The sequence below is a fragment of the Pseudomonas sp. genome (assembly GCF_030683065.1).
Lineage (GTDB): Bacteria > Pseudomonadota > Gammaproteobacteria > Pseudomonadales > Pseudomonadaceae > Aquipseudomonas.
In genome coordinates, this window is the sequence record NZ_JAUXMX010000024.1 from 54,842 (window position 1) to 79,929 (window position 25,088).

Annotated in this window: 22 protein-coding genes; 9 read left to right on the top strand and 13 right to left on the bottom strand. The window is 61.2% G+C overall.

The window, feature by feature from the left end; all coding sequences use genetic code 11:
• The first annotated feature begins 5 nt into the window (after positions 1–5).
• A complete protein-coding gene (locus Q8K09_RS05505; RefSeq protein ID WP_305253980.1) occupies positions 6–1,295 on the top strand; it encodes an HlyC/CorC family transporter in 1,290 nt (429 codons plus the stop codon).
• A gap of 8 nt (positions 1,296–1,303) precedes the next feature.
• Here the strand turns inward: Q8K09_RS05505 and Q8K09_RS05510 are convergent, their stop codons facing one another.
• Genes Q8K09_RS05510 through Q8K09_RS05530 form a run of 5 tightly spaced genes read right to left on the bottom strand, consistent with a single transcriptional unit; the run spans position 1,304 to position 4,643 of the window.
• Positions 1,304–2,059, bottom strand: a complete 756-nt coding sequence (locus tag Q8K09_RS05510) for an SGNH/GDSL hydrolase family protein (protein WP_305253981.1) — start codon at positions 2,057–2,059, stop codon at positions 1,304–1,306.
• On the bottom strand, positions 2,056–3,237 hold the full coding sequence (purT, locus tag Q8K09_RS05515) for a formate-dependent phosphoribosylglycinamide formyltransferase (RefSeq protein ID WP_305253982.1): 1,182 nt from the start codon (positions 3,235–3,237) through the stop codon (positions 2,056–2,058). Before purT ends, Q8K09_RS05510 begins: the two co-directional genes overlap by 4 nt.
• 48 nt (positions 3,238–3,285) lie before the next feature.
• Entirely contained in the window at positions 3,286–3,477 is a 192-nt protein-coding gene (locus tag Q8K09_RS05520) for a DUF1289 domain-containing protein (RefSeq protein WP_304864899.1), read from the bottom strand.
• Positions 3,474–3,998 (bottom strand): gamma carbonic anhydrase family protein, encoded by a 525-nt coding sequence (locus Q8K09_RS05525; protein WP_305253983.1) that lies wholly within the window; start codon positions 3,996–3,998, stop codon positions 3,474–3,476. Before Q8K09_RS05525 ends, Q8K09_RS05520 begins: the two co-directional genes overlap by 4 nt.
• 42 nt (positions 3,999–4,040) lie before the next feature.
• Positions 4,041–4,643 carry a CoA pyrophosphatase gene (locus Q8K09_RS05530; RefSeq protein ID WP_305253984.1) on the bottom strand — a complete coding sequence of 201 codons (603 nt, stop codon included), beginning with the start codon at positions 4,641–4,643 and terminating at the stop codon, positions 4,041–4,043.
• 173 nt (positions 4,644–4,816) lie between these two features.
• Here Q8K09_RS05530 and Q8K09_RS05535 point away from each other — a divergent pair, with 173 nt between their 5' ends.
• Both Q8K09_RS05535 and Q8K09_RS05540 read left to right on the top strand, forming a co-directional pair.
• Positions 4,817–5,374 (top strand): NUDIX hydrolase, encoded by a 558-nt coding sequence (locus Q8K09_RS05535; RefSeq protein ID WP_305253985.1) that lies wholly within the window; start codon positions 4,817–4,819, stop codon positions 5,372–5,374.
• A 15-nt stretch (positions 5,375–5,389) separates the two neighbouring features.
• Positions 5,390–5,893, top strand: coding sequence for a murein L,D-transpeptidase family protein (locus Q8K09_RS05540; RefSeq protein ID WP_305254029.1), 504 nt, complete (start codon positions 5,390–5,392; stop codon positions 5,891–5,893).
• 46 nt (positions 5,894–5,939) lie between these two features.
• On the opposite strand, the gene Q8K09_RS05545 is transcribed toward Q8K09_RS05540, so the two are convergent.
• The 3 genes from Q8K09_RS05545 to purL all read right to left on the bottom strand — a co-directional run bounded on the left by Q8K09_RS05545 (position 5,940) and on the right by purL (position 10,596).
• The gene (locus Q8K09_RS05545) at positions 5,940–6,257 is read right to left on the bottom strand and encodes a YqfO family protein (RefSeq protein WP_305253986.1); all 318 of its coding nucleotides are present in this window, start codon (positions 6,255–6,257) and stop codon (positions 5,940–5,942) included.
• Between the two features lie 157 nt (positions 6,258–6,414).
• Positions 6,415–6,684, bottom strand: a complete 270-nt coding sequence (locus Q8K09_RS05550) for a CDGSH iron-sulfur domain-containing protein (protein ID WP_305253987.1) — start codon at positions 6,682–6,684, stop codon at positions 6,415–6,417.
• A gap of 18 nt (positions 6,685–6,702) precedes the next feature.
• On the bottom strand, positions 6,703–10,596 hold the full coding sequence (gene purL, locus Q8K09_RS05555; RefSeq protein ID WP_305253988.1) for a phosphoribosylformylglycinamidine synthase: 3,894 nt from the start codon (positions 10,594–10,596) through the stop codon (positions 6,703–6,705).
• 224 nt (positions 10,597–10,820) lie between these two features.
• Between purL and mltF the strand changes: the two genes are divergently transcribed.
• On the top strand, positions 10,821–12,281 hold the full coding sequence (mltF, locus tag Q8K09_RS05560; protein ID WP_305253989.1) for a membrane-bound lytic murein transglycosylase MltF: 1,461 nt from the start codon (positions 10,821–10,823) through the stop codon (positions 12,279–12,281).
• 303 nt (positions 12,282–12,584) lie between these two features.
• Here the strand turns inward: mltF and tadA are convergent, their stop codons facing one another.
• The 4 genes from tadA to guaB form a co-directional block, all read right to left on the bottom strand.
• Positions 12,585–13,067 carry a tRNA adenosine(34) deaminase TadA gene (gene tadA, locus Q8K09_RS05565; protein WP_304864597.1) on the bottom strand — a complete coding sequence of 161 codons (483 nt, stop codon included), beginning with the start codon at positions 13,065–13,067 and terminating at the stop codon, positions 12,585–12,587.
• 67 nt (positions 13,068–13,134) lie between these two features.
• Positions 13,135–14,505, bottom strand: a complete 1,371-nt coding sequence (locus tag Q8K09_RS05570; protein ID WP_305253990.1) for a multicopper oxidase family protein — start codon at positions 14,503–14,505, stop codon at positions 13,135–13,137.
• Positions 14,506–14,677: 172 nt separating this feature from the next.
• Positions 14,678–16,258, bottom strand: coding sequence for a glutamine-hydrolyzing GMP synthase (guaA, locus tag Q8K09_RS05575; RefSeq protein WP_305253991.1), 1,581 nt, complete (start codon positions 16,256–16,258; stop codon positions 14,678–14,680).
• 120 nt (positions 16,259–16,378) lie between these two features.
• Positions 16,379–17,848, bottom strand: coding sequence for an IMP dehydrogenase (gene guaB, locus Q8K09_RS05580; RefSeq protein ID WP_304864604.1), 1,470 nt, complete (start codon positions 17,846–17,848; stop codon positions 16,379–16,381).
• 169 nt (positions 17,849–18,017) lie between these two features.
• On the opposite strand from guaB, the gene Q8K09_RS05585 reads away from it, so the two are divergent.
• Positions 18,018–20,135, top strand: a complete 2,118-nt coding sequence (locus Q8K09_RS05585; protein ID WP_305253992.1) for a TonB-dependent siderophore receptor — start codon at positions 18,018–18,020, stop codon at positions 20,133–20,135.
• A 40-nt stretch (positions 20,136–20,175) separates the two neighbouring features.
• On the opposite strand, the gene Q8K09_RS05590 is transcribed toward Q8K09_RS05585, so the two are convergent.
• Positions 20,176–20,727: a sugar ABC transporter ATPase gene (locus Q8K09_RS05590; RefSeq protein ID WP_305253993.1), complete on the bottom strand. Its 552-nt coding sequence runs from the start codon at positions 20,725–20,727 to the stop codon at positions 20,176–20,178.
• 107 nt (positions 20,728–20,834) lie between these two features.
• Between Q8K09_RS05590 and xseA the strand changes: the two genes are divergently transcribed.
• From xseA to Q8K09_RS05610, 4 genes are all read left to right on the top strand, one after another.
• On the top strand, positions 20,835–22,214 hold the full coding sequence (gene xseA, locus Q8K09_RS05595) for an exodeoxyribonuclease VII large subunit (protein ID WP_305254030.1): 1,380 nt from the start codon (positions 20,835–20,837) through the stop codon (positions 22,212–22,214).
• Between the two features lie 51 nt (positions 22,215–22,265).
• On the top strand, positions 22,266–23,090 hold the full coding sequence (locus Q8K09_RS05600) for a peptidoglycan DD-metalloendopeptidase family protein (protein WP_305253994.1): 825 nt from the start codon (positions 22,266–22,268) through the stop codon (positions 23,088–23,090).
• Between the two features lie 45 nt (positions 23,091–23,135).
• Positions 23,136–23,678 (top strand): isochorismatase family protein, encoded by a 543-nt coding sequence (locus Q8K09_RS05605; protein WP_305253995.1) that lies wholly within the window; start codon positions 23,136–23,138, stop codon positions 23,676–23,678.
• Positions 23,679–23,756: 78 nt separating this feature from the next.
• Positions 23,757–25,004 (top strand): mechanosensitive ion channel family protein, encoded by a 1,248-nt coding sequence (locus Q8K09_RS05610; RefSeq protein WP_305253996.1) that lies wholly within the window; start codon positions 23,757–23,759, stop codon positions 25,002–25,004.
• The last annotated feature ends 84 nt before the right edge of the window (positions 25,005–25,088 follow it).

Genomic DNA, 25,088 nt, shown 5'->3' on the forward strand with positions numbered 1-25,088 from the left:
TTTCCGTGGACAACGCTCACCCTGGCTTTCTGATTGGCCTGCTGATCTTCCTGCTCGCCTGCTCGGCTTTTTTCTCTAGCTCTGAAACCGGCATCCTCAGCCTCAATCGGTACCGTCTGCGCCATCTGGCCAAAGAAGGGCACCGCGGTGCCAAACGGGTCAGCGACCTGCTGAGCCGCCCGGATCGCTTGCTCGGCACCATCCTGATTGGCAACAACTTCGTCAACATCCTCGCCTCAGCCATTGCCACCGTGCTGGCCATTCAGATCTGGGGCGAAGCCGGGATCGCGATAGCCACCATAGGCCTGACCTTGGCACTGCTGATTTTCGGTGAGATCACGCCCAAGACCCTGGCCGCCCTGCACCCGGAAAAAGTCGCCTACCCATTCAGCCTGCCGCTGCTGATTCTGCTCAAGCTGTTCTACCCGCTGGTGATCCTGCTCGGCTGGATCAGCAACGGCCTGCTGAGACTGCTGGGCGTCGACCCGGCCAGTAAAAACAACGACAGCCTGACCACCGAAGAGCTGCGCAGCGTGGTCCGAGAGTCGGGCCATGAGCTGCCGAAAAATCGCCAGAACATGCTGCTGGGCATTCTCGATCTGGAAAATGTCACGGTCGATGACATCATGATCCCGCGCAACGAAGTCACCGGCATCGACCTGGAAGATGACATCGAAACTATCATCAACCTGCTCACCACCACGACTCACACACGTCTGCCGGTTTTTCGCCACGATATAAATCAGGTCGAGGGCATCGTGCACATGCGCCAGATAGCGCGCCTGATGAGCCAAAACCAGCTGACCAAGGACGACTTGCTCGCTGCCTGCAACGAGCCCTATTTCATCCCGGAGAACACCCCGCTTTCGACCCAACTGATCAACTTCCAGAAGCAGAAACGCCGTATCGGTATTGTTGTCGATGAGTACGGCGATGTGATCGGTATCGTCACCCTGGAAGATATCCTCGAAGAAATCGTCGGCGACTTCAGCAATCAGAACACCCTGCGCAGCCCGGACATTCACCCGCAAGAAGATGGCACTCAAGTAATTGACGGCGCCGCTTACGTGCGCGAAGTGAACAAGACACTCGGCTGGCACCTGCCCTGCGACGGCCCCAAAACCCTCAACGGCCTGATCACCGAAGCCTTGGAAAGTATTCCCGACAGCGCCGTATGCCTGAAAATCGGCCCTTATCGCCTGGAAATCCTACAGTCGTCGGAAAATAGGGTGAAAAGTGTACGCGTCTGGCAAACCAGCGCTGCTGCGCCGAACGAGTCACCAGCAGACCAGTGACCCCTGCACTATGCTGGCTCGCACTCAGCAACTGCGGACCGACCTAACAGGTCGCAAGCAACCAGCCCTTCGGCCCAGACCCGATAACCGAGACTTGATGGGTGGTAGCCGTCGAGTGCCAGGTAATCTGCGGAAAACTTCAGGCTTACCGAGTGATGACCTGCCCCAAGGCAACCCGCGAGCTGGCGCAGGCTAGCATCCAGCAAGGCCGCACGCAGGCCTAGCACACGCCGCAACAACCAGGGCAAGGCACTGAAATGCTGTAGCGGCGGCACACCACTGAACGCCACCTGAGCACCCCGCAAAGCCAACGCACCAGCCATGCTGCCAAGCGAGACACGCCAGCGCCGCAGCGAAGTCAGGTGGGTGGTGTCGTTGACGCCGAAGACCAACAGCGCCAGATCGAACGGCTCATCAAGCACCTGCGGCAACAACCGCTCACAGGCCTGTGCGGCGGTGATGCCATTCTCACCACAGGCACGCCAAGCCACTGGCCTGGCATAGCGAACGGCCAGCGCTTCGGCCAACTGCCCCACCAAGGCCGAGCGCAGACACGTCACTCCAACACCCACCACGGTAGACTCGCCTAGCACCAGCACACGCAATGGCTCACCCGGCAACTCAGCCCCGGCCAATCCGCACCGTGGCCCCGCGGCGGGCGGCAGCCTTAGCGCCCGCCTGCGCGTATGCACGGCCTGCAGTACCAGCACCGGCGACAGCACAACCACCGCCAGCCACCAGGCACAAGCAAGCACGCGATTCAAAGCTCGATACTGACCGCCTGCGCTGCGCGAGTTGCCTTGGCCCGCGCCGCCGGCAGCGACTCATCGCGCGCCAGGGCCACGCCCAGACGCCGCTGCCCGCTGACCTCCGGCTTGCCAAACAACCGCAGCGCCGTGTCCGGCTCGGCCAGCGCCACAGCAAGATTGGAAAAGCTCACCTGACGCGACTCACCCTGCACCAGCAGCACCGCCGAAGCCGAGGGGCCAAGCTGGCGAATTAGCGGAATCGGCAGACCGAGAATGGCCCGCGCATGCAGGGCAAACTCGGACAGATCCTGAGAAATCAGGGTAACCAGGCCGGTATCATGCGGCCGCGGCGACACCTCGCAGAACCAGACCTGATCGCCCTTGACGAACAACTCGACGCCAAACAGACCACGGCCACCCAGCGAATCAGTGACGGCCAGCGCAATGCGCTCGGCCTCGGCCTGAGCCTTGGGGCTCATCGCCTGCGGCTGCCAGGACTCCTGATAATCACCCTTTACCTGGCGATGGCCGACTGGCGCGCAGAAGCTGGTGCCGCCCGCATGCCGCACGGTCAGCAGGGCAATCTCATAGTCGAAATCGATAAACCCTTCAACGATCACCCGTCCCTTGCCAGCGCGACCACCCGCCTGGGCATACTCCCAGGCAGCCGGCAAGTCATCGATGGTTTTCAGCAGCGACTGACCTTTACCAGAGGAACTCATGATCGGCTTGATCAGGCAGGGAAAGCCGATCTGCTGCACCGCCGCCTGGCACGCCTCAAGCGAGTCGGCGAATTGGTAAGGCGATGTCGGCAGGCCCAGCTCTTCGGCCGCAAGGCGACGGATACCCTCCCGGTTCATGGTCAACTGCGCGGCACGCGCGCTGGGGATAACGGTAAACCCTTCGCTCTCCAACTCAACCAACGTCGCCGTGGCAATTGCCTCGATTTCGGGAACGATGTACTGCGGCTGCTCCAGCTCGATCACCGCACGCAACGCCGCGCCATCAAGCATGTCGATCACATGACTGCGGTGCGCCACCTGCATCGCTGGGGCATTGGCGTAGCGGTCCACGGCGATTACTTCAACGCCGAGGCGCTGCAACTCGATCACCACTTCCTTGCCCAGCTCACCAGCACCACAGAGCAAGACACGCGTCGCACTCGGCGACAATGGGGTTCCGATACGGGGCATGAGGATTCCTCGGTCTAACAGGGATAAAAAACCAGCGAAAGGTGAACGCTAGAGCAACACACCCTTGGCCTGTGCACGCTCGTGACAGAGCAGCAGCACCTGGCGACGCTGGATATTGTCCATGCGTCCCCAGTGGGTGATTTCGGCAACGTTACGCTGGCAACCGATACAGATGTCGTCATCGTCCAGCGCACAAACCTGCACGCAGGGCGAAGCAACGGGGCGTTCGTGCGCCATCAGTCGTCCTGCGGAGCGAGGTCGCGGGCATAACGCTGGGCGTTATGCACATAGTGGGCAGCACTGGCTTCGAGCATTTTCTTCTGCGCCTCAGTCAGCTCGCGCACCACCTTGCCTGGCGAGCCGACCACCAGCGAGCCGTCAGGAATTTCCTTGCCTTCGGCAATCAGCGTATTGGCGCCGATGATGCAGTACTTGCCAATTTTTGCGCCATTGAGCACCACTGCATTGATGCCGATCAGGCTGTAATCGCCCACTGTACAGCCATGCAGCATGGCGTTATGGCCAATGGTCACACCCTTGCCGATGGTCAGCGGAGAACCCATGTCGGTGTGCATCACGGTGCCGTCCTGCACGTTGCTCTGTTCGCCGATATGGATCAGCTCGTTATCGCCGCGCAATACCGCACCGAACCAGACGCTGGCGCCCTGCTCCAGCCTGACCTTGCCGACCAGCGTAGCGTTCGGTGCCACCCAGCTCTCGGGATGGACGTCGACACAGGATTGCCCCAGGCGATAGTTCATTGGTTGACCCTCGTCTCGCGATTGATGTCCGCGCTTGCGTGATTAACGCAGCGTGATGAAATGCTCAGGTGGCAGGTGCAGATTGATGTCGGCGTCATAGACCAGGTTGACCAATTCCACCAGCATGATCGCAGTAAGCCCCCATATTTTGTATTCGCCATAACGGTAACTCGGGACGTACCAGCTCTGCCCGAGGTAGTCGATACGGTGGGTCAGCTCACGCGGGTCAGCGCGAAAAAACGCCAGTGGCACCGAGAATACCGAGGCAATTTCGTCATCGTTGGCCAGGTACTCGACGTAATCCGGCACCAGCCCGACGTAGGGGGTAACCTGAATGCCGTGACGTGACACCAGGGTACTGAGCGGCCCAACCACTTCAACCAGCCCAGGCGGCAGGCCGATTTCCTCCTCAGCCTCGCGCAGCGCCGTACGAATCAGATCGGCATCTTCAGGGTCCCGCCGGCCACCGGGAAAAGCCACCTCACCGCCATGCGTGGACAGCCCGCTGGCGCGCAAGGTCAGTACCACTTCCGGCTCTTCACTGCGGGTGAGCGGAACCAACACCGCCGCTTCGGGGAAGTTACGGTCGGTCCCCAGAAGGCGCGGACTGTGACCGCGCACGCGTAGGAGTAGTTCGTCCAGCATGGAGATTCTCGGTCTTTTATTCTGCCTTCGATCATGGCACAAAAACAGCGCACGGCCCAAGCCCCGCGCCATCAGCGGCAATCATTCAGGCGCGGGATAATCCGACCAGCCAGACCGCTTGCCGAGCAGCTGAAATGCGCGCCAAGATAGCCAACACGCAGCGAGGGTCTGGCATGAAGTTCTGTAGCAACTGTGGCGGCGCGATCAGCCGCATCATCCCGCCGGGCGACAACCGCCTGCGCCACGTCTGCGCGCAGTGCCAGACCGTGCATTATCAAAACCCACGGATCATCGCCGGCTGCCTGCCGGTGTGGGGCGAGCAGGTGCTGTTGTGCCGGCGCGCCATCGAGCCGCGCCACGGTTACTGGACCCTGCCGGCCGGTTTTATGGAGAACGGCGAAACCCTGGAACAGGCCGCCGCCCGCGAAACCCATGAGGAAGCCTGCGCACGGGTGCGCAGCCTAAGTCTCTATACCCTGTTCGACCTGCCGCACATCAATCAGGTGTACATGCTGTTTCGCGCCGAACTGGTCGACCTGGACTTTGCCCCCGGCGAAGAAAGCCTGGAGGTGCAGCTATTTCACGAACAGGACATTCCCTGGTCAGAGCTGGCTTTCCCGACTATCGGGCGTACCTTAGAATGCTACTTCGCGGACCGCCTGCAGCAGCACTATCCGGTCCGTAACGAGCCGCTTGAAGCCTTGCGCGCACATTACAAGAAAGCCTTTTGATCCATGGGAATTACGATGCGCTGGTTGTTCGCCCTGCTCTGCCTGACCGTTGCCCTGACTGGCCACGCCAGTACCACACCGACCCTTAATGGCAAGACCATCGACAAAGTGCTGGTGGTTAAATCCGAACGCAAGCTGCACTTGATCAGCCGCGGCGACACGCTCAAGTCCTACCGTGTATCTCTGGGCAAGCAGCCTGAAGGGGCAAAACAACGTGAAGGTGACCTGCGCACACCGGAAGGTCTGTACTGGATCGATTGGCGAAAAACCAGCGAGAAATACCAGCTATCCCTGCACATTTCCTACCCCAATGCCCGCGACCAGGCGCAAGCCCGCGCCAAGGGCGTACCGGCCGGCGGCATGATCATGATCCACGGCACGCCGCTGGACGAAGAATATCCGGAGTGGTTCTTTCACACCCTGGACTGGACCGAAGGCTGCATCGCCATGAAAAATGACGACATGCGTGAGATCTGGAGCCTGGTCAAAGACGGCACGCTGATCGAAATCAGACCCTGATCGACAGGCATAAAAAAGGCGCCTTCATGGCGCCTTTTTTTATGAGTTAGAACTGAATATCCGAAAGCCGCCACACCTCAAAAGCCGGCGTCTCGTAGGGATGGCTCGTCTTCAGGGCCTTGACCGCGTCATGAATAAGCTCGTCGGCCACCACCATCTCGACTTTCCACTCTGCCACCTGCTCGACCTGCCCAGGCTGACCGAGAAATGGCTGACTGCCTTCCAGAGCGCGGAACTGGCCCTGACCCAGGGTCTGCCAACAACACTGATCATAATGACCAATACGTCCGCCACCGGCGCTGAATACTGCGCTTTTCACGGCATCCAGATGAGTTTCAGGCACATAAAAACACAGCTTGTACATCGAAGTCTCCGCCGGCAAGACTGATAAAAACAGTTCGATAATGATGCCACGCAATAATGGCATTTTGCCTTATCGGGTATTCGCGCAGCCCATCACACTTGCACCTATGACCGGATAATGTGCTGTGTGTTCAACGTATTAGCTTAATAAGCCCAGGCTACAAGCCACGCCAGAATCGCCGCCAACGGGCCTTGAAGCCGGTTACCGGCTGGTTATGGCTACCATCACAGCAAGGTAGACGTTGCGAGCGAGCGCAACGGCAAAGCAGCAGAATCTGCTCACGCTCAGGCTGCAGTTCAAGCACATCAGGGCAGGCGGCAACACAATCGGGAAGCTGGGACGAACGCCCGCAGCGGCACAGCAGCAAGGTATCGCCAGGTTTGACCTGGCGCACCTCAGGCAGAATCGGCGCAGGCTTACTCGACATAAGCCTACGCCAACCGGATCAGTCCACCCACACGCGAGCATTGCGGAACATACGCAGCCAGCCAGCATCTTCCTGCCACTCGTCTGGCTGCCAGGAGTTCTGTACGGCGCGGAACACCCGCTCTGGGTGCGGCATCATGATGGTCACCCGGCCGTCGCGGCTGGTCAGGCCAGTAATCCCGCGCGGTGAGCCATTCGGGTTGGCCGGATAGCTTTCGGTGACCTTGCCGTGGTTGTCGATAAAGCGCATGGCCACGCAACCGGACAGGTCAGCCTCGAGCAGGGCTTCCTCGTTCTCGAACTCGGCATGACCTTCACCGTGGGCGATGGCGATCGGCATACGCGAGCCGGCCATGCCCTGGAGGAAGATCGAGGCCGACTCCTGGACCTGGACCATCGCCACCCGCGCCTCGAACTGTTCGGAACGATTGCGCACGAAGTGTGGCCAGAGCTCGCTGCCGGGGATCAACTCGTGCAGGTTGCTCATCATCTGGCAACCGTTGCACACGCCGAGGGCGAAGCTGTCATTGCGCTCGAAGAAGGCCTGGAAGCCATCACGGGCACGGGCATTGAACAGGACCGACTTGGCCCAGCCCTCACCGGCACCAAGCACGTCGCCGTAGGAGAAGCCGCCACAGGCGACCAGACCTTTGAACTCGTCGAGGCTGACGCGACCGCTGAGGATATCGCTCATGTGTACGTCGATCGCACTGAAACCGGCACGATCGAAGGCGGCGGCCATTTCCACCTGGCCATTGACGCCCTGCTCACGCAGCACGGCAATTTTCGGACGCAGGCCCTTCTTGATGTAAGGCGCAGCGATGTCCTGATTGACGTCGAAAGCCAGCTTGATGCCAAGGCCCGGATTGTCTTCCTCGAGCAGCGCGTCGAACTCCTGCTCGGCGCACTGCACGTTGTCACGCAGGCGCTGGATCTGGTAGCTGGTTTCGCTCCACTGACGCTGCAACAAGCGGCGCTGACCAGTGAATACGAGCTGATCGTTGAAGCTGATGCGCACCTCGCCATTGTTGACCGGCTTGCCGATCACCGCCACGCAATCAAGCCCCGCCGCGCTGAACTGGGTCAGCACCTGCGGCGTGGCGTCCTTGTGCACCTGGATCAACGCACCCAGTTCCTCGTTGAACAGCACTGCCGCCAATTCGTCCGGGCTGCCGGCCAACGAGTCGAGCGACAGATTGAGGCCGCAGTGACCCGCGAAGGCCATTTCCAACGCGCTGACCAGCAGGCCGCCGTCGGAACGGTCATGGTAGGCCAGCAGGTGACCATCGGCATTCAGCCCCTGGATCACCGCGAAGAACGCCTTGAGGTCTTCGGCGTCGTCGACGTCGGGAGCCTGCTTGCCAATCTGCCCGTACACCTGGGCCAGAATCGAGGCGCCCATGCGGTTCTGCCCACGACCCAGGTCAATCAGGATCAGATCGGTTTCGCCCTTGTCCATACGCAGTTGCGGGGTCAAGGTCTTGCGAATATCGCTGACCGGGGCAAAGCCGGTAACGATCAACGACAGCGGCGAGGTGACACTCTTCTCCGCGCCGTCATCCTGCCAGCGGGTTTTCATCGACATCGAATCCTTGCCCACCGGGATGGTGATGCCCAGCTCCGGACACAACTGCATGCCGACGGCCTTGACCGTGTCGTACAAGCGCGCGTCTTCGCCCGGATGGCCTGCGGCGGCCATCCAGTTAGCGGACAGTTTGATGTCGGAAATCTTCTCGATCCGCGCCGCAGCCAGGTTGGTCAGGGTTTCGCCAATGGCGATACGCCCCGATGCGGCCGCATCCAGCAAGGCCAGCGGCGTGCGCTCGCCCATCGCCATGGCTTCGCCGGTATAGACGTCGAAGCTGGTCGCGGTGACCGCACAATCGGCCACTGGCACCTGCCACGGACCGACCATCTGGTCGCGCGCAACCAGACCGGTAATGGTGCGGTCACCGATGGTGATCAGAAAGCTCTTGCTGGCCACGGCCGGGTGATGCAGCACACGGGTAAGCGCGTCGTCGATGGCTAGGCTGCTGGGATTGAAGTCATCACCCACTTCGGTTTCGTGGCTGGCTGAGCGGTGCATGCGCGGCGCCTTGCCGAGCAGCACGTTGAGCGGCATGTCCACTGGCTTATTGCCGAAATGGCTGTCAGCCACCGTCAGGTGTGGCTCCTCGATCGCCTCGCCGACTACCGCGAACGGGCAACGCTCACGCTCGCAAATCGCCTTGAAGCGCTCAAGGTCGGCAGCGTCAACGGCCAGTACGTAGCGCTCCTGGGATTCGTTGCTCCAGATCTCATGGGGCGCCATGCCCGGCTCGTCATTGGGCACGTTGCGCAGTTCAAAGCGCCCGCCCCGGCCGCCATCGTTGACCAGTTCGGGGAATGCATTGGACAGGCCGCCGGCGCCGACGTCATGGATGAAGCTGATCGGGTTGCGCTCGCCAAGCTGCCAGCAACGGTCGATCACTTCCTGGCAGCGCCGTTCCATTTCCGGGTTTTCGCGCTGCACCGAGGCAAAGTCCAGGTCAGCCGAGCTGGTACCCGTAGCCATCGATGAGGCGGCACCGCCGCCCAGGCCGATCAACATGGCCGGGCCACCGAGCACGATCAGCTTGGAACCGATGGTGATCTCACCTTTCTGTACGTGATCGGCGCGGATATTGCCCATGCCGCCAGCGAGCATAATCGGCTTGTGGTAACCACGCACTTCGAGACCGCGCGGACTATCGACCGCCTGCTCGAAAGTACGGAAATAGCCGGTCAGCGCCGGACGGCCAAATTCGTTATTGAATGCCGCGCCGCCCAGCGGGCCTTCGATCATGATGTCCAGCGCGGTGACGATGCGCTCAGGTTTGCCGTAGGGCACTTCCCACGGCTGCTCGAAGCCGGGGATCTGCAGGTTGGATACGCTGAAACCGGTCAGCCCGGCCTTAGGCTTGGCGCCGCGCCCGGTAGCGCCTTCGTCACGGATCTCACCACCGGAACCGGTGGCTGCGCCCGGGAACGGCGCGATAGCGGTCGGGTGGTTGTGGGTTTCAACCTTCATCAGGATGTGCACCGGCTCCTGATGAGCGCCGTACTGGCGGGTTTCCGCGTCCGGGTAAAAACGCCCGGCCGTGTGGCCGACGATCACCGCGGCATTGTCTTTATAGGCCGACAGCACGCCTTCGCTGTGCAGCTCATGGGTGTTCTTGATCATGCCGAACAGCGATTTTTCCTGGCTTTCGCCGTCGATGTCCCAGCTGGCATTGAAGATCTTGTGCCGGCAATGCTCGGAGTTGGCCTGGGCGAACATCATCAGTTCGATGTCGTGCGGATTGCGCCCCAGATCATTGAAGCTGCTGACCAGGTAATCGATTTCGTCTTCGGCCAAAGCCAGGCCCAGCTCCACATTGGCCTGCTCCAGGGCCGCGCGGCCGCCACCGAGCACATCTACTGCGGCCAACGGCCGGGGCTCGGCGTGACGAAACAACGCCGCAGCGCCTTGCACATCATTCAATACCAGCTGGGTCATGCGGTCATGCAGCAAGCCTGCGACCTGCTGCATCTGAGCTTCGTCCAACTCGCCGGCAACGTAGTAGGCGATGCCGCGCTCGATGCGCTGAATCTTCGCCAGACCGCAGTTGCGCGCAATGTCGCTGGCCTTGCTCGACCAGGGCGAGATGGTGCCGAAACGCGGAATAGTCAGCAGAAGACGACCACTGGGCTCCTGCACGGGCACACTCGGGCCGTACTTCAGCAGACGGGCCAGCACCTGCTCTTCATCGGCGCTGAGCACCCCGGTGACATCGGCAAAATGCGCAAACTCGGCGTACAGCCCAGTCACAGCGGGTACTTTGCTGGTCAGTTGCTCGAGCAATTTACCGTGGCGGAAAGCAGAAAGGGCGGGAGCGCCGCGCAGGATCAACATGGAGAACAGCCTCTGAGAAGGGGGTGTACGTCGAACTGTCCCGGGTCTGCTGCGCGTCGGCGGCCGGTGTAGCAAGCGAACTCTAGATCGCGAGCGCCAGAACAGGTTCTTGGAGGCCGCATATTCTAGCCTAAAGCGCAGACCACGGCACCCGTAGCGACGCCAGAACTATTGCCTGCACTGTCGATATATGGCGAGCAGCACGCTTTGCGTATACTGCGGCAATGTTTGCCCAATCTGCGTTCCGCACACGCTGCGCTCACTGGCTGTCAGCGATCGGAATCCTCCTGCTACTCGCCAGCTGCGCTGAAGCCCCTAGCGCCCTAGAGCGCGTCAAGGCGGAGGGTGTACTGCGGGTGATCACCCGCAATAGCCCGGCCACCTATTTCCAGGACCGCAACGGCGAAACCGGCTTCGAGTACGAGCTGGTCAAACGCTTTGCCGACGACCTGGGTCTGGAATTGCAAATCGAGACTGCCGACAACCTCGACGAACTATTCACCAGCCTAAGCAAGGAAAATGGTCCGGTGCTGGCCGCCGCCGGACTGGTCGAAAGCGACGGACGGCAGCAGGTTGCTCGCTTCTCCCTGCCTTACCTGGAAGTCACTCCGCAAATCATCTATCGCAACGGCCAGCGACGGCCCACTCGCCCCTCCGAGCTGATCGGCAAGCGCATCCTGGTACTCAAGGGCAGCAGCCACGCCGAGCAACTGGCCGAGTTAAAGGTTGAAATGCCAGAGTTAGAGTACGAAGAATCGGCAGAGGTAGAAGTGGTCGACCTGCTGCGCATGGTCGACGAAGGGCAAATCGACCTGACCTTGGTCGACTCCAACGAATTGGCAATGAACCAGGTGTACTTCCCCAATGTGCGGGTGGCTTTCGACCTCGGCGACTCGCAGAACCTGGCCTGGGCCGTCGCCCCCGGCGAAGACAGCAGCCTGCTCGACGAGGTCAACCGCTTCCTTGACCGCGCCCAACAGAATGGCAGCCTGCAGCGCTTGAAAGAACGCTACTACGGCCATGTAGATGTACTCGGTTACGTCGGCGCCTACACCTTTGCCAAGCACCTGCAACAACGCCTGCCCCGCTACGAGAAGGATTTCCGCCTGGCGGCGCAGGCCAATCAGGTCGACTGGCGCCTGCTGGCAGCCATGGGCTACCAGGAATCACTCTGGCAACCAACCGCCACCTCGAAAACCGGGGTGCGCGGCCTGATGATGCTGACCCTGCGCACCGCCCAGGCCATGGGCGTGTCCAATCGGCTCGACCCTAAACAGAGCATCGACGGCGGCGCCAAGTACATCGTCTACGTCAAGGACCAGCTACCCAAGAGCATCGAGGAGCCAGATCGTACCTGGTTCGCCCTGGCCGCTTACAACGTCGGCGGCGGCCACCTGGAAGATGCGCGCAAACTTACCGAAGCCGAGGGCCTCAACCCGAACAAATGGCTGGACGTGCAGAAGATCCTGCCGCGCCTCTCACAGAAACAGTGGTACAGCAAAACCCGCTATGGCTATGCCCGCGGCGGCGAGCCGGTGCATTTTGTGCGCAACATTCGCCGCTATTACGACATTCTCACCTGGGTCACCCAACCGCAGCTGGAGGGTGGTCAAATGGCCGCTGGCAGCCTGCATACGCCCGGGGTAAACAAGACGCCGCCGCCCGAAGAACTGGCGCCGCTGTAGCGCATGCCGGATGAAGCCCCCGCATTACCTGCCCGCAGGTTCTAGCGGCTCGTAGCGTGCAATCCGCATGCATGACTACCGATGGGTATCGCTGCGCTCAACGCCATCCTACGGAGCGGCGATGTCGGGCTCTTGTAGGATGTGGCGGGCCGCGTAGGTTTGAGCGCAGCGATACCCATCACGGCGAATCGCACCGACTGGGTAGCCCGGACTCCATCCGGGGTAGCCTGCGCCTGCCCATCCCCGGATTGCGCTTAGGCTTATTCGGGCTACACGCCGACTGGCTGCAGCGCTGAGAGCGCTCTAGCGGGCGGCGCGGCGCGCTTTGAAAAACTCGCTGAGCACCGCACTGCACTCATCCGCCAGCACCCCACCCTCGATCATCACCCGATGATTGAGAAACGCCTGACTGAAGAACTCGCCACGACTCAACGCCACCCCGGCCTTGGGCTCGGTGGCGCCATACACCACTCGCTGAATGCGTGCATGGACGATCAGCCCAGCGCACATGCTGCACGGCTCAAGGGTCACATACAGGGTACTGCCCGGCAGGCGGTAGTTGTCGACCGCCTGCGCAGCGGCGCGGATCGCCACCATTTCGGCATGGGCGCTGGGGTCATGACTGGAAATCGGGCAATTGAAGCCACGCCCGATGATCACGCCATCCTGCACCAGCACTGCGCCGACCGGCACCTCGCCCAGGACTGCACCCTCGGCGGCCAAGGCCAGGGCCTCGCGCATGAAATCAGCGTCGCGACTACGGTCGATGATGTGTAGTTTTTTCATAGTCTCGTCAGGCCAGCCCTTGCGCCAATCCTTGCAATGGTGCGCACGGCGCACCCTACGGAAATGCTCACGCCACCTCGATGGAAGCCATTAGGCCGGTTTCCATATGGTCGATCACGTGACAGTGAAACATCCACATCCCGGGATTATCAGCGACCAGCGCCACCCGTGCGCGCTCGTTTTTGCCCAGCAGGTAGGTATCGGTGAAGTAGGGAATGATTTTCTTGCGGTTCGAGGCCAGCACCTTGAAGGTCATGCCGTGCAAATGAATCGGGTGCTGATACTGGCTGAGATTGCGCAGCTCGAAGATATAGCTCTTGCCCAGTTGCAGGCTGGCAATCGGCCGATCAGCACAGGTCTTGTCGCTGATATCCCAGGCCTGGCCATTGATCTGCCAAAAACTGTGCGCCGCACCCTGCTCCAACCCCACAGAAACGGCCCCGGCCCACTCGAAGTTGAAGCTCAGGGTTTCGGCAGCGGCCAAATCCGGTTCGGCAATCGGATTGGCCGGCAGCGCTGGCGGCCACTCACCCGCGACATCAGCGCTTGGCACCGCGCGCAAGGTAGCCAGGCGCAACGGACCATTACGCAGCGATAACTCAACACCAGCCGCCGGCACTTTCAGCCCCAGCTCAATACGCATGCCTGGCCCCAGCCAATACTCATCGCCCAGCGGCCGCGGCTCGACCGGATTACCATCCAGCGCATAAATTCGCGCGTCCGCGCCGGGCAGATTAAGACGATAGGTCAGCGTGTTATCCAGATTGAGCAAGCGCAGACGCACCACCTGCCCCGCAGGCAGATCCAGGGTCGGAGCGTGCACACCATTGACCGTACTCAGCCGCCCCGGCGTGCCACCCCGCGCGGCTTCACGCGGTACGCTGAACGCGGTAAACCCACCCCGCTCATCGATATGCCAGTTTTTCAGACTCAGCGTGTGGTCATGGCGAAAGCCCGTCGGCTCACGCTCATCGACAATCAAGGCACCGACCAGACCGCGACCCAGTTGCTCGCCGCTGGCGACATGCGGGTGGTACCAGAAGCTACCGGCATCCGGGGTAATGAAGTCGTAATCGAAGTATTCGCCCGGCAACACCGGCAACTGCGACACATAGGGCACGCCGTCCATCGCCAATGGCAGGCGAATGCCGTGCCAGTGAATGGTGGTCGGCACTTCCAGCTTGTTAATAAAGCGCACGCGCAAGCGCTCGCCCTGACGGCAGCGCAGCTCCAACCCCGGCGCCTGACCACCGTAGGCCCAAGCCGGCGTGACATGCCCCGGCACTAGCTCAAGATCCAGCGGCGCGGCGATCAGCTCATAGTCATGGGTCGCCACATTCTCAGGACGGCCCAGCCAGTAGCGCACGCCGCCGGCACCAAGCCCGGCGACGCCAAGGCCACTCAGGCCGATAAGGATTTGCCTGCGGGTAAAGGACATAAGGGTTCCCGTAGCCCGGATGCACTCCGGGAAGATATCAATCCAGCCTTAAGCCGGACTACCAATTGCAATATCTTCTCATTTAAACAACGGGACTGACGACCCCGAAAAACGGACAGAATGCCGCAGCACAGAAACAACAAGGGCAGCCTGGGCTGCCCTTGTTTTCAGATCATTCCCACTCAATCGTCGCTGGCGGCTTGCTCGAGACGTCGTAGGTGACGCGGGAGATGCCTTCGATTTCGTTGATGATGCGGCCGCTGACGGTTTCCAGCAGCTCGTAGGGCAGGTGCGCCCAGCGCGCGGTCATGAAGTCGATGGTTTCTACCGCACGCAGGGCCACGACCCAAGCGTAGCGACGGCCATCACCAACCACGCCCACCGATTTCACCGGCTGGAACACCACGAACGCCTGGCTGACCTTGTGGTACCAGTCGGCCTTGCGCAGTTCTTCGATAAAGATGTGGTCGGCGCGACGCAGGATGTCGGCGTATTCCTTTTTCACTTCACCAAGGATGCGCACACCCAGGCCAGGGCCGGGGAATGGATGGCGGTAGACCATGTCGTACGGCAGACCGAGTTCGAGACCCAGGCGACGCACTTCGTCCTTGAACAGTTCGCGCAGCGGCTCGACCAGTTTCAGGTTCATTTCTTCCGGCAGGCCGCCCACGTTGTGGTGCGACTTGATCACATGAGCCTTACCGCTTTTCGCGCCGGCCGACTCGATCACGTCCGGGTAGATGGTGCCCTGGGCGAGAAACTTGATGTTATCCAGGTTGCTGGCCTGGGCGTCGAAGACATCGATAAAGGTACGACCGATGATCTTGCGCTTCTTCTCAGGGTCCGCTTCGCCGGCCAGGTTGCCGAGGAACTGCTCTTCGGCATTGGCACGGATCACCTTGACGCCCATGTTCTCGGCGAACATGGCCATCACCTGCTCGCCTTCGTGCAGGCGCAACAGGCCGTTGTCGACGAACACACACGTCAACTGGTCGCCAATGGCCTTGTGCAGCAGCGCGGCGACGACCGAGGAATCTACCCCGCCGGACAGGCCGAGCAGCACGTTGGCGCTACCAACCTGGGCGCGCACGCTGGCGATGGCGTCTTCAACGATATTCGACGGTGTCCACAGGGCCTGGCAGCCGGCGATGTCGAGGATGAAACGCGAAATAATGCGCCCGCCCTGCTTGGTGTGGGTCACTTCCGGGTGGAATTGCACGCCGTAGTAGCCGCGCGCGTCATCGCACATCCCGGCGATCGGGCAACTCGGGGTGCTGGCAAGAATATGGAACCCTTCTGGCAGCTCGGTAACCTTATCGCCGTGACTCATCCAGACGTCCAGACCAAACACGCCGTCGTCGTCGACATGGTCTTCGATGCCCTGCAACAGGCGGCTCTTGCCAACGATGTCGACGCGCGCATAACCGAACTCGCGCACATCCGAGCCCTGCACCTTGCCACCGAGCTGTTCGGCCATGGTCTGCATGCCGTAGCAGATGCCCAATACCGGCACGCCAAGCTCAAACACCGCATGCGGTGCACGCGGGCTGTCGGCTTCGTGTACCGACTCAGGGCCACCGGCGAGGATGATGCCGCGCGGCGCGAAGGCGCGAATGTCCTCATCGCTCATGTCGAACGGATGCAGCTCGCAATACACACCGATCTCGCGCACACGACGAGCGATCAGCTGGGTGTACTGGGAACCGAAGTCGAGGATCAAAATGCGGTGGGCATGAATGTCAGGATGAGCCATGGCCGTCTCTCGTAGCGGAATTCACAAATGACACGGGGCTGAATCGAACAGCCCCGTGACTAGATATTTTTCAAAAATCGATTTGCCACGTCGCGAGCGCAGCAGCGGCAAATCGAATTTTCAGCCGACGCGGTAGTTCGGTGCCTCTTTGGTGATCTGTACGTCATGCACGTGGGACTCGGCCATGCCGGCACCCGTGATGCGCACAAATTCCGGCTTGCTGCGCATCTCTTCGATGGTCGCGCAGCCGGTGTAACCCATGGAGGCACGCAAGCCGCCCATCATCTGATGAACGATAGCGCCCATCGCGCCCTTGTAGGGCACACGGCCTTCAATGCCTTCCGGCACCAGCTTCTCGGCACCGGCGGAGGAGTCCTGGAAGTAGCGATCCGAGGAACCCTGAGCCTGGGACATGGCGCCCAGCGAGCCCATGCCGCGATAAGCCTTGTAGGAGCGACCCTGGAACAGCTCGACTTCGCCCGGCGCTTCTTCGGTACCGGCCAGCATCGAACCGATCATTACGCAGGAGGCTCCGGCAACGATGGCCTTGGACAGGTCACCGGAGAAGCGGATACCGCCGTCGGCGATCAATGGAACGCCTGTACCTTCGAGTGCCGCAGCCACATTGGCCACTGCGGAAATCTGCGGTACGCCAACCCCGGCAACGATACGCGTGGTGCAAATCGAGCCTGGACCGATACCGACCTTGACCGCATCGGCGCCAGCCTCGACCAGGGCCTTGGCGGCATCGCCGGTGGCGATGTTGCCGCCGATCACCTGTACGTCAGGGAAATTCTGCTTGACCCAGCGCACGCGGTCGATCACGCCCTTGGAGTGGCCGTGGGCAGTGTCGACGATGATTACATCGACACCTGCCGCCACCAGCGCAGCAACCCGGTCGCCGGTATCGGCGCCAGTACCGACCGCAGCGCCAACGCGCAGACGACCTTGGTCGTCCTTGCTGGCCAGCGGATAGGCCTTGGCCTTCTCGATATCGTTGACGGTCATCATGCCTTTAAGGCGGTACTGGTCGTCGACGATCAGTACGCGCTCAATGCGATGTTTGTGCAGCAGCTTGCGCACGACCTGGGTGTCTTCGCCTTCCTTGACCGTGACCAGACGCTCTTTGGGCGTCATCACGTCGCGCACCTTGGCGCTCATGTCGGTCTCGAAACGCACGTCACGGCTGGTGACGATGCCGACCAGGTCACCGTGGTGCAGCACCGGCACGCCGGAGATGTTGTTCTGCCGAGTCAGGTCGAACAGATCGCCAACCGTGGCAGCCGCCTCGATAGTGATCGGGTCTTTAACCACGCCAGACTCGTAGCGCTTGACCTTGCGCACCTCGAAAGCCTGCTGCTCGATGGTCATATTCTTATGAATAATGCCAATGCCACCTTCCTGAGCCATGGCAATCGCCAGACGGGCTTCGGTAACAGTGTCCATTGCAGCGGAAAGCAGCGGGATATTCAGTTCAATACCGCGAGTCAAGCGAGTCTTGAGATTGACATCCTTCGGCAGAACATCGGAGTAACCAGGAACAAGTAGAACGTCGTCGAAGGTAAGAGCTTCTTGACTGATACGCAGCATGGCGGGGGCTCCCGAGCGGGAAATTGGAAGCGCGCCATTATACTCAGCAGAGCCACCTCACTCAATGCAAAGAATGCCTTGCGCGCACACGCATTTCAGCGCACTGGTCGTAATAGGAGCAATACGCATAAAATAATGATTCTCACTAATGAAAAATCCCGAGACACCAATGCCCCCTACCTTCGCAAATCTCGCCGCCCTCGGCCGTAAATCTGCCCTGATTGCGTTCGGTTTCCTACCCACAGCACAGTCGTTGGCGCAACAGACTGCGGCAGAACTGCAACTGCCCAGCCAGGAAATCGTCGCGCCACGTACAGTCGAGCAAGGCTACCAGGCAAAAACCGCCAGCACCGCGGGCAAATCCTCGGTACCACTCAAGCAAGAAGCGCAATCGGTGCAAGTGGTGACGCCGCAAGCCATCGAGGATTACCAGGTGCGTTCGCTGGACGATGCAATGAAATTCGTCAGTGGCATCACCCAGAGTAATACCCTGGCCGGCACCCAGGACGGCTTCGTCAAACGTGGTTTCGGCAGCAACGCCGACGGCTCAATCCTGCGTGACGGCATCCGCTCCAGCCTGTCGCGCAACTTCAGCGCCACCAGTGAGCGCGTAGAAGTGCTCAAGGGCCCAGCCTCCCTGCTCTATGGCGCACTGGAGCCCGGCGGGTTGATCAACGTGCTCAGCAAGCAACCCGAATACCATCGTTTTAGCCAAGTGAGCGGCGAACACTCCAGCTTTGGCGGCGGCAACCTGTCCTTCGACACCACAGGCCCCTTGGGCGACAGCGGCTTCGCTTACCGCCTGATCACCGAACGGCAGCACGAGGACTACTGGCGCAACTTCGGCACAGACAGCCACACCCTGATCGCGCCCTCCCTGAGCTGGACCGGCGATGACCTGCGCGTCACCCTGGCTTACGAGCACAAGGAATACTCGACACCGGTGGATCGCGGCACGGTGATCGTCAACGGCAAACCGGCGAAGACCACCTACAACGCGCGCTTTAACGAGCGCTGGTCCAAAGCCGAAGGCACCGATGAGCTGTTTACCGCCAAGGCCGAGTACCAACTCAACCCGGACTGGCTAAGCCGCCTGACCTACGGCTGGAACAACGAGCGCTACGACTACGCCGAAGCGCGGCCCAACGCGCTTAACGCCACCACCGGCGCACTCAGCCGCCGCGCCGACGGCAGCGAACACGACAACCAGACCCAGTATTTGGCCTGGGACTGGATCGGCAACGCCAACGTGTTAGGCCAACAGCATGACCTGCTGCTGGGCATGGACACCGAGCGGGTCGACAACTTCCGCGGCGATACCTACCGCGGCCCGGCGGTTAGCGGCTTCAATATCTACCGCCCGGTCTACGGCAACCTTGCCGAGCCGTCGCTGATCAGTAACGTGCAGAGCGACAGAAGTGATGAACTGCACTCGCGCTCGTTGTATGTGAAGGACAACTGGCATCTCGATGAGCAGTGGATTCTGGTGGCCGGTGGCCGTTACCAGCACTTTGAGCAACGGGTCGAACAAGGCCGCGGCGACAACTACGTCAAGACCACCGATCGCCAAGACAGCACGCTCCTGCCGTTCGGTGGCCTGGTCTATCAGTTCAATCAGCAGGTCTCGCTGTACGGCAACTACAGCCGTTCATTCGTGCCCAACGCCTCTGACGCTGACACTGGCCAGGCGTTCGACCCGGAACAAGGTCGCAGCTATGAACTGGGCATCAAGCTCGACCTGGGCAACGCCCTCACGGCCAGCGCCGCAGTATTCGACATCGAGAAAGACAACGTTGTGGTCAGCGACAACGGCACCTCGCTGGCGGCCGGCAAGGTCGGTTCGCGGGGCGTGGAAATCGACATCAGCGGGCGCATTGCCGAGCGCTGGGAGCTGCTCGGCACCTATGCCTACACCGACACGGAAATCCTCGACGACCCAGCCAACCAGGGCAACCAGCTGGTCAATGCTGCGCAGAATATCGCCAGCCTGTACCTGACCCACCACCTGGCGCTGCCCAGCGACGCCGGACAATGGCGGGTTGGCGGCGGCGCGCGTTACGTAGGCGAACGCGCAGGCGATAACGCCAACAGCTTCTGGCTGGACAGCTACAGCGTGGCCGATGCATTCATCAGCTGGGAAAGCCAGCTACTGGGCGACAAGACCCGCCTGCAGCTAAACGCGCGCAACCTGTTCAACCGAGAGTACTACCCCTCCAGCGGCGGCAACCTGCGCGTCGCCGTCGGCGAGCCACGTGAGTTGCGCTTGTCGGCCAGCGTCGATTTTTAATCGCGCGTCCGGCAAGGTTTTGACTCAAGGACGAGTCCCCTCAAAGGTCGACACGCACCACAGAAACCGGATAGCCCAGACGCGCGGCGAATTCGTCGAGAAAACCCTGTGTGAAAGCCGCCTCCGCCCAGTTGTTGAAGATAAAACCCAGATTGGAAAAGCCGCAGGGCTGTAAAAACAGAAAACCGTTGATGTCGTCTTCGTGACCGCAGAGCGGGCAGGTAAATGTGTCGGTATGGCCGGGCATCCATTCCTCCAGACGATCGAACAGTTCGACACCGATCTCTTTGCGACACTGCGGGCAACCGGCCTCTTCATGAAAGTCATGCAGCGGGGTGTAGATGCTGCGCTTGTAGACAATCTCCAGGCCATTGACGGGCTGAGCGAAAGGCAACAGCTGCGGCTGCTCGACTACCCGCCGGGCACCCGGCGCAATGCCATACGCCATTTTGTTGAACGTGCGGCCGCACGTGCTCAACTGCTCCTCGATGACATTCTGCTGCACCAGCCAGCGCACGATTGCCCGCGCCCTGGCCTCATGCCCGGGGAAGCTGGAAATTTTCGGCACGATGATGGCTTGCTGATCGCTCATGACAGGACTCTGATCGTGGGTAAAAACCGCGCAGCTTAATGCCCAAACGCCACGGGTCAAGGCAAACAGCCTATGGCCGGCCCGGCAAAGCCTTTATCATGCCGCACATGATCAAAGACCCGTTCCAACGCCTGAACCTCGACCGTGAAGTGCTCAGCGTCAGCCAGCTCAACAACCGCGCACGCCTGTTGCTTGAAGATGTGTTCTCCGGGATCTGGGTCGAGGGGGAAATCTCCAACCTGGCCAAGCCAGCCTCCGGGCATATTTACTTCACCCTTAAAGATAGTCAGGCCCAGGTGCGCTGCGCTCTGTTCCGACAGAACGCGGCCAAAGTCCGTCAAGCCTTGCGCGACGGTCTGGCGGTCAAGGTTCGCGGCAAGGTCTCGCTGTTTGAAGGACGTGGCGATTACCAGCTGATTCTCGACAGTATCGAGCCGGCCGGCGACGGCGCCCTGCGCCTGGCCTTCGAAGCCCTGAAGGAAAAGCTCAGCGCCGAGGGCCTGTTCGCCACTGAGCGCAAAGTCGCCCTGCCGGCGCACCCCAAGCGCATCGGCATCATCAGCTCGCCCACCGGCGCAGTGATTCGCGACATCATCAGCGTGTTCCGCCGCCGCGCCCCGCAGATCGAACTGACCCTGATCCCCACTGCCGTGCAAGGCCGCGAGGCCAACGGGCAGATCATCCGCGCCCTGCAGTTGGCCGACCGCCAGGGCTTCGATGCGCTGATCCTGGCCCGCGGCGGTGGTTCCCTGGAAGATCTCTGGAGCTTCAACGAAGAAACCGTGGCGCGTGCCGTGGCTGCCTGTAACACGCCCATCGTCAGCGCCGTGGGTCATGAAACCGACGTCTCCATCTGCGACTTTGTCGCCGACGTGCGCGCGCCAACCCCCTCGGCCGCCGCCGAACTGCTGGCACCCGACACCAGTGAGCTGGTGCAACGCCTGCACAGCCTGCAACGCCGCTTGATCATGCGCATGCAGCACCGTCTGGAGCGTGAGCGTATGCGCCTGGAAGGCTTACAGCGGCGCTTGCGCCATCCAGGTGAACGCCTGCGCCAGCACGCCCAGCGCCTGGATGACCTGGAAATGCGCCTGGCGCGGGCCTTCGAGCGCCAACTCAACAATCGCCGCGAACGCCTGGCCCGCCTGCAAACCAGACTGACTGGCCAGCACCCCGAGCGCACGCTGCAGCTGTTGCGCCAGCGCCTGGGCAGCCTCGCCGAACGGCTGCCGCGGGCGATGCGCGAAGGCTTGAAGGAGCGCCGCCTGCAACTGCAGGCCCAGGTGCAGACCTTGCAGGTAGTCAGCCCGCTGGCGACCCTCGGTCGCGGCTACAGCATCCTGCTCGACGAACGCGGCCGGGCTGTGCGCAGCGCCGCCGACACCCACCCCGGCCAGCGCCTGAAAGCACGGCTGGGCGAAGGCGAGCTGGATGTGCGGGTCGAAGACAACCATCTGCAGCCGGTAACCCTGTCGCTGCTCGACTGACCTTTTTATACCAGTGGATACGCTTCGCGTTAGCCACCCTACGGATATTCAATGCGCCTGTTCACTCTACTCACTCTGCTCTGCCTCGCCCTGCCCGTCCACGCCGAAGGCTTTATCAGCCGACTGCTCAACAAACCCGTGCCCGGCGGCGTGGCCGTGGTTGATCTGGGGCCTGCAAGCAGCACACCCACGGTTCGCTATCAAGGCAAACCCGTGCTGGTGATCCATGAAGATCAGCAGCGCTGGATCGCCATCGTCGGCATCCCGCTGAGCAGCAAACCCGGCAGCCAGCAGATCAGCGTCAACGGCAGCCAGACCCTGAGCTTCCAGGTGGGCAGCAAGCATTATGTCGAGCAGCGCATCACCATCAAGAACCAGCAGCAGGTCAACCCCAACCCGGCCAACCTGAAACGCATCGAGCGCGAACTGACCGAACAGACCCGCGCCTACCAACAGTTCAGCGCCCGCCAGCCGAGTAACCTGCTGTTCGACAAGCCGGTCAACGGGCCGCTGTCCAGCCCCTTTGGCCTGCGCCGCTTCTTCAATGGCGAGGAGCGCAACCCGCACTCCGGGCTGGACTTCGCTGCTAACCGCGGTACGCCGATCAAGGCGCCGGCGGCTGGCACGGTGATTCTGATCGGCGACTACTTCTTTAACGGCAAGACCGTGTTTGTCGACCACGGCCAGGGCCTGATCAGCATGTTCTGCCACCTCTCGGAAATCGGCGTGAAGCTCGGCGATGAACTGCCGCGCGGCGGTGTGCTCGGCAAGGTCGGTGCCACCGGCCGCGCCACCGGCCCGCACCTGCACTGGAACGTCAGCCTGAATGATGCGCGCATCGACCCGGCGATTTTTATCGGTGCCTTCAAACCCTGAAACATGAACGTGTTCCAGTGACTTATCCATAACGAGGGACTGCCGATGCGCATTAAAGCCGAGACTTCAACCCTGCTGATTATCGACATTCAGGCCCGTCTGTTTCCGGTCATCCATGACAACGCCGCACTGGCTGCAAATGCCCTGTGGTTGCAGCAGGTGGCGCAGCACATCGGCGTGCCCGTGCTCCTCACCGAGCAGTACAGCAAAGGGCTGGGGCAAACGATCCCCTCCTTGCGCGATGGCCACCAGGCCTCGGCCATCATCGAGAAGCTGCATTTTTCTGCAGTCAGCGAAGGCGAGCTGCTCCAGCGCCCTGGCGGTGAACGTGCGCAGTTCGTGGTGTGCGGCAGCGAAGCGCATGTCTGCGTACTGCAGACGGTACTCGACCTGCTTGCCCAGGGCCGTCAGGTCTTTGTCGTCGCGGAGGCCGTCGGCTCGCGTCAGGCCTCTGACAAAACCCTGGCCCTGGCGCGCATGCAGCAAGCTGGCGCGAGCATCGTGTCGCGGGAAATGGTCGCCTTCGAATGGCTGGAACACGCCGGCAACCAACTGTTTCGTGAAGTGAGCAAGACCTTCATTCGCTGATACGTACAGGTGCTCGCCTGCATCCTGTTCACCGCAGGCTGCAAGGCGCGCACCGAAACCTGCACCTGGAGTTGAACCATGGGTAACGAATTCAATAGCTGGCTCGACTGGCTGAACGCTCACCCAGAACTGCAAACCCTGACGTTTTCTGTCCTGCTGATCATTGCGGCATGGCTGTCCAACTGGCTGGTCAAGCGCATTCTGGTGCGCGGCCTGTACCACCTGCTGCGCCAGGCCAGCGATGCCCAGGCGCAGGACTTCGGCATTATCAAGCGCCTGTCGAACATTGTCCCGGCACTGGTCTTGTCTGCGGGCGTCGCCGCCATACCCGGCCTGCCGGAGGCTGCTGTAGCGGTGGTGCGCAACGTCTGCAGCGGCTTTATCGTGCTGACCATCGCCCTGGCCCTGAGCGCGCTGCTGGACATCGCCAACTTGCTTCATCAGCGCCGCAAGGATGCTCACCTGCATCCGATCAAAGGCTACCTGCAGGTGGTCAAGATCATCCTGTATGTGGTCTCCAGCATCCTGATTATCGCCACCCTGATCGACCGCTCGCCGCTGATCCTGCTCTCCGGCCTTGGCGCCATGGCCGCCGTTTTGATGCTGATTTTCCAGGACACCATCCTGTCACTGGTAGCCAGCGTACAGATCTCCTCCAGCGACATCATCCGCGTCGGTGACTGGATAGAAATGCCGCAACTGAATGCCGACGGTGACGTGATCGACATCGCCCTGCACACCGTCAAGGTGCAGAACTGGGACAAAACCATCACCAGCATCCCGACCAAGCGCTTTATCAGCGATCCATTCAAGAATTGGCGCGGCATGCAGGAGTCCGGCGGCCGGCGGATCATGCGCAGCCTGTACCTCGACCAGACCAGCATCGGCTTTCTTAGCCCCGAGGAAGTCACGCGCCTGCAACGCATCAGCCTGCTCAGGCACTACCTCAAGCACAAGCACAGCGAGTTGCTGAGCTGGAACAGCGCCCTGGCCGAAGACGCCGAGGAGCCAGCCAACACCCGCCGGATCACCAACATCGGCACCTTTCGCGCCTACGCAGAACATTACCTGCGCCAGCATCCGGGCATTCATCAGGAGATGACCCAACTGGTGCGTCAACTCAGCCCGACCGCCGATGGCCTGCCGCTGCAGCTGTACTGCTTCACCAACACCATCGCCTGGGGCAGCTACGAAAGCATCCAGTCGGACATCTTCGACCACCTGCTGGCGATCCTGCCCGAGTTTGGCTTGCGCGTATTCCAACACCCGAGTGGTGCAGACATGCGCGCACTGAAGGCCAGCCCCGTCGCCCTGCCTGCGCTGTAAGCCGAGGACGACTCATACTGAAAGCCAGTGCGATTGATTGCGCAATCAGCGCTCAGCCGCGCAGGCTTACGCGCAAATAAATTG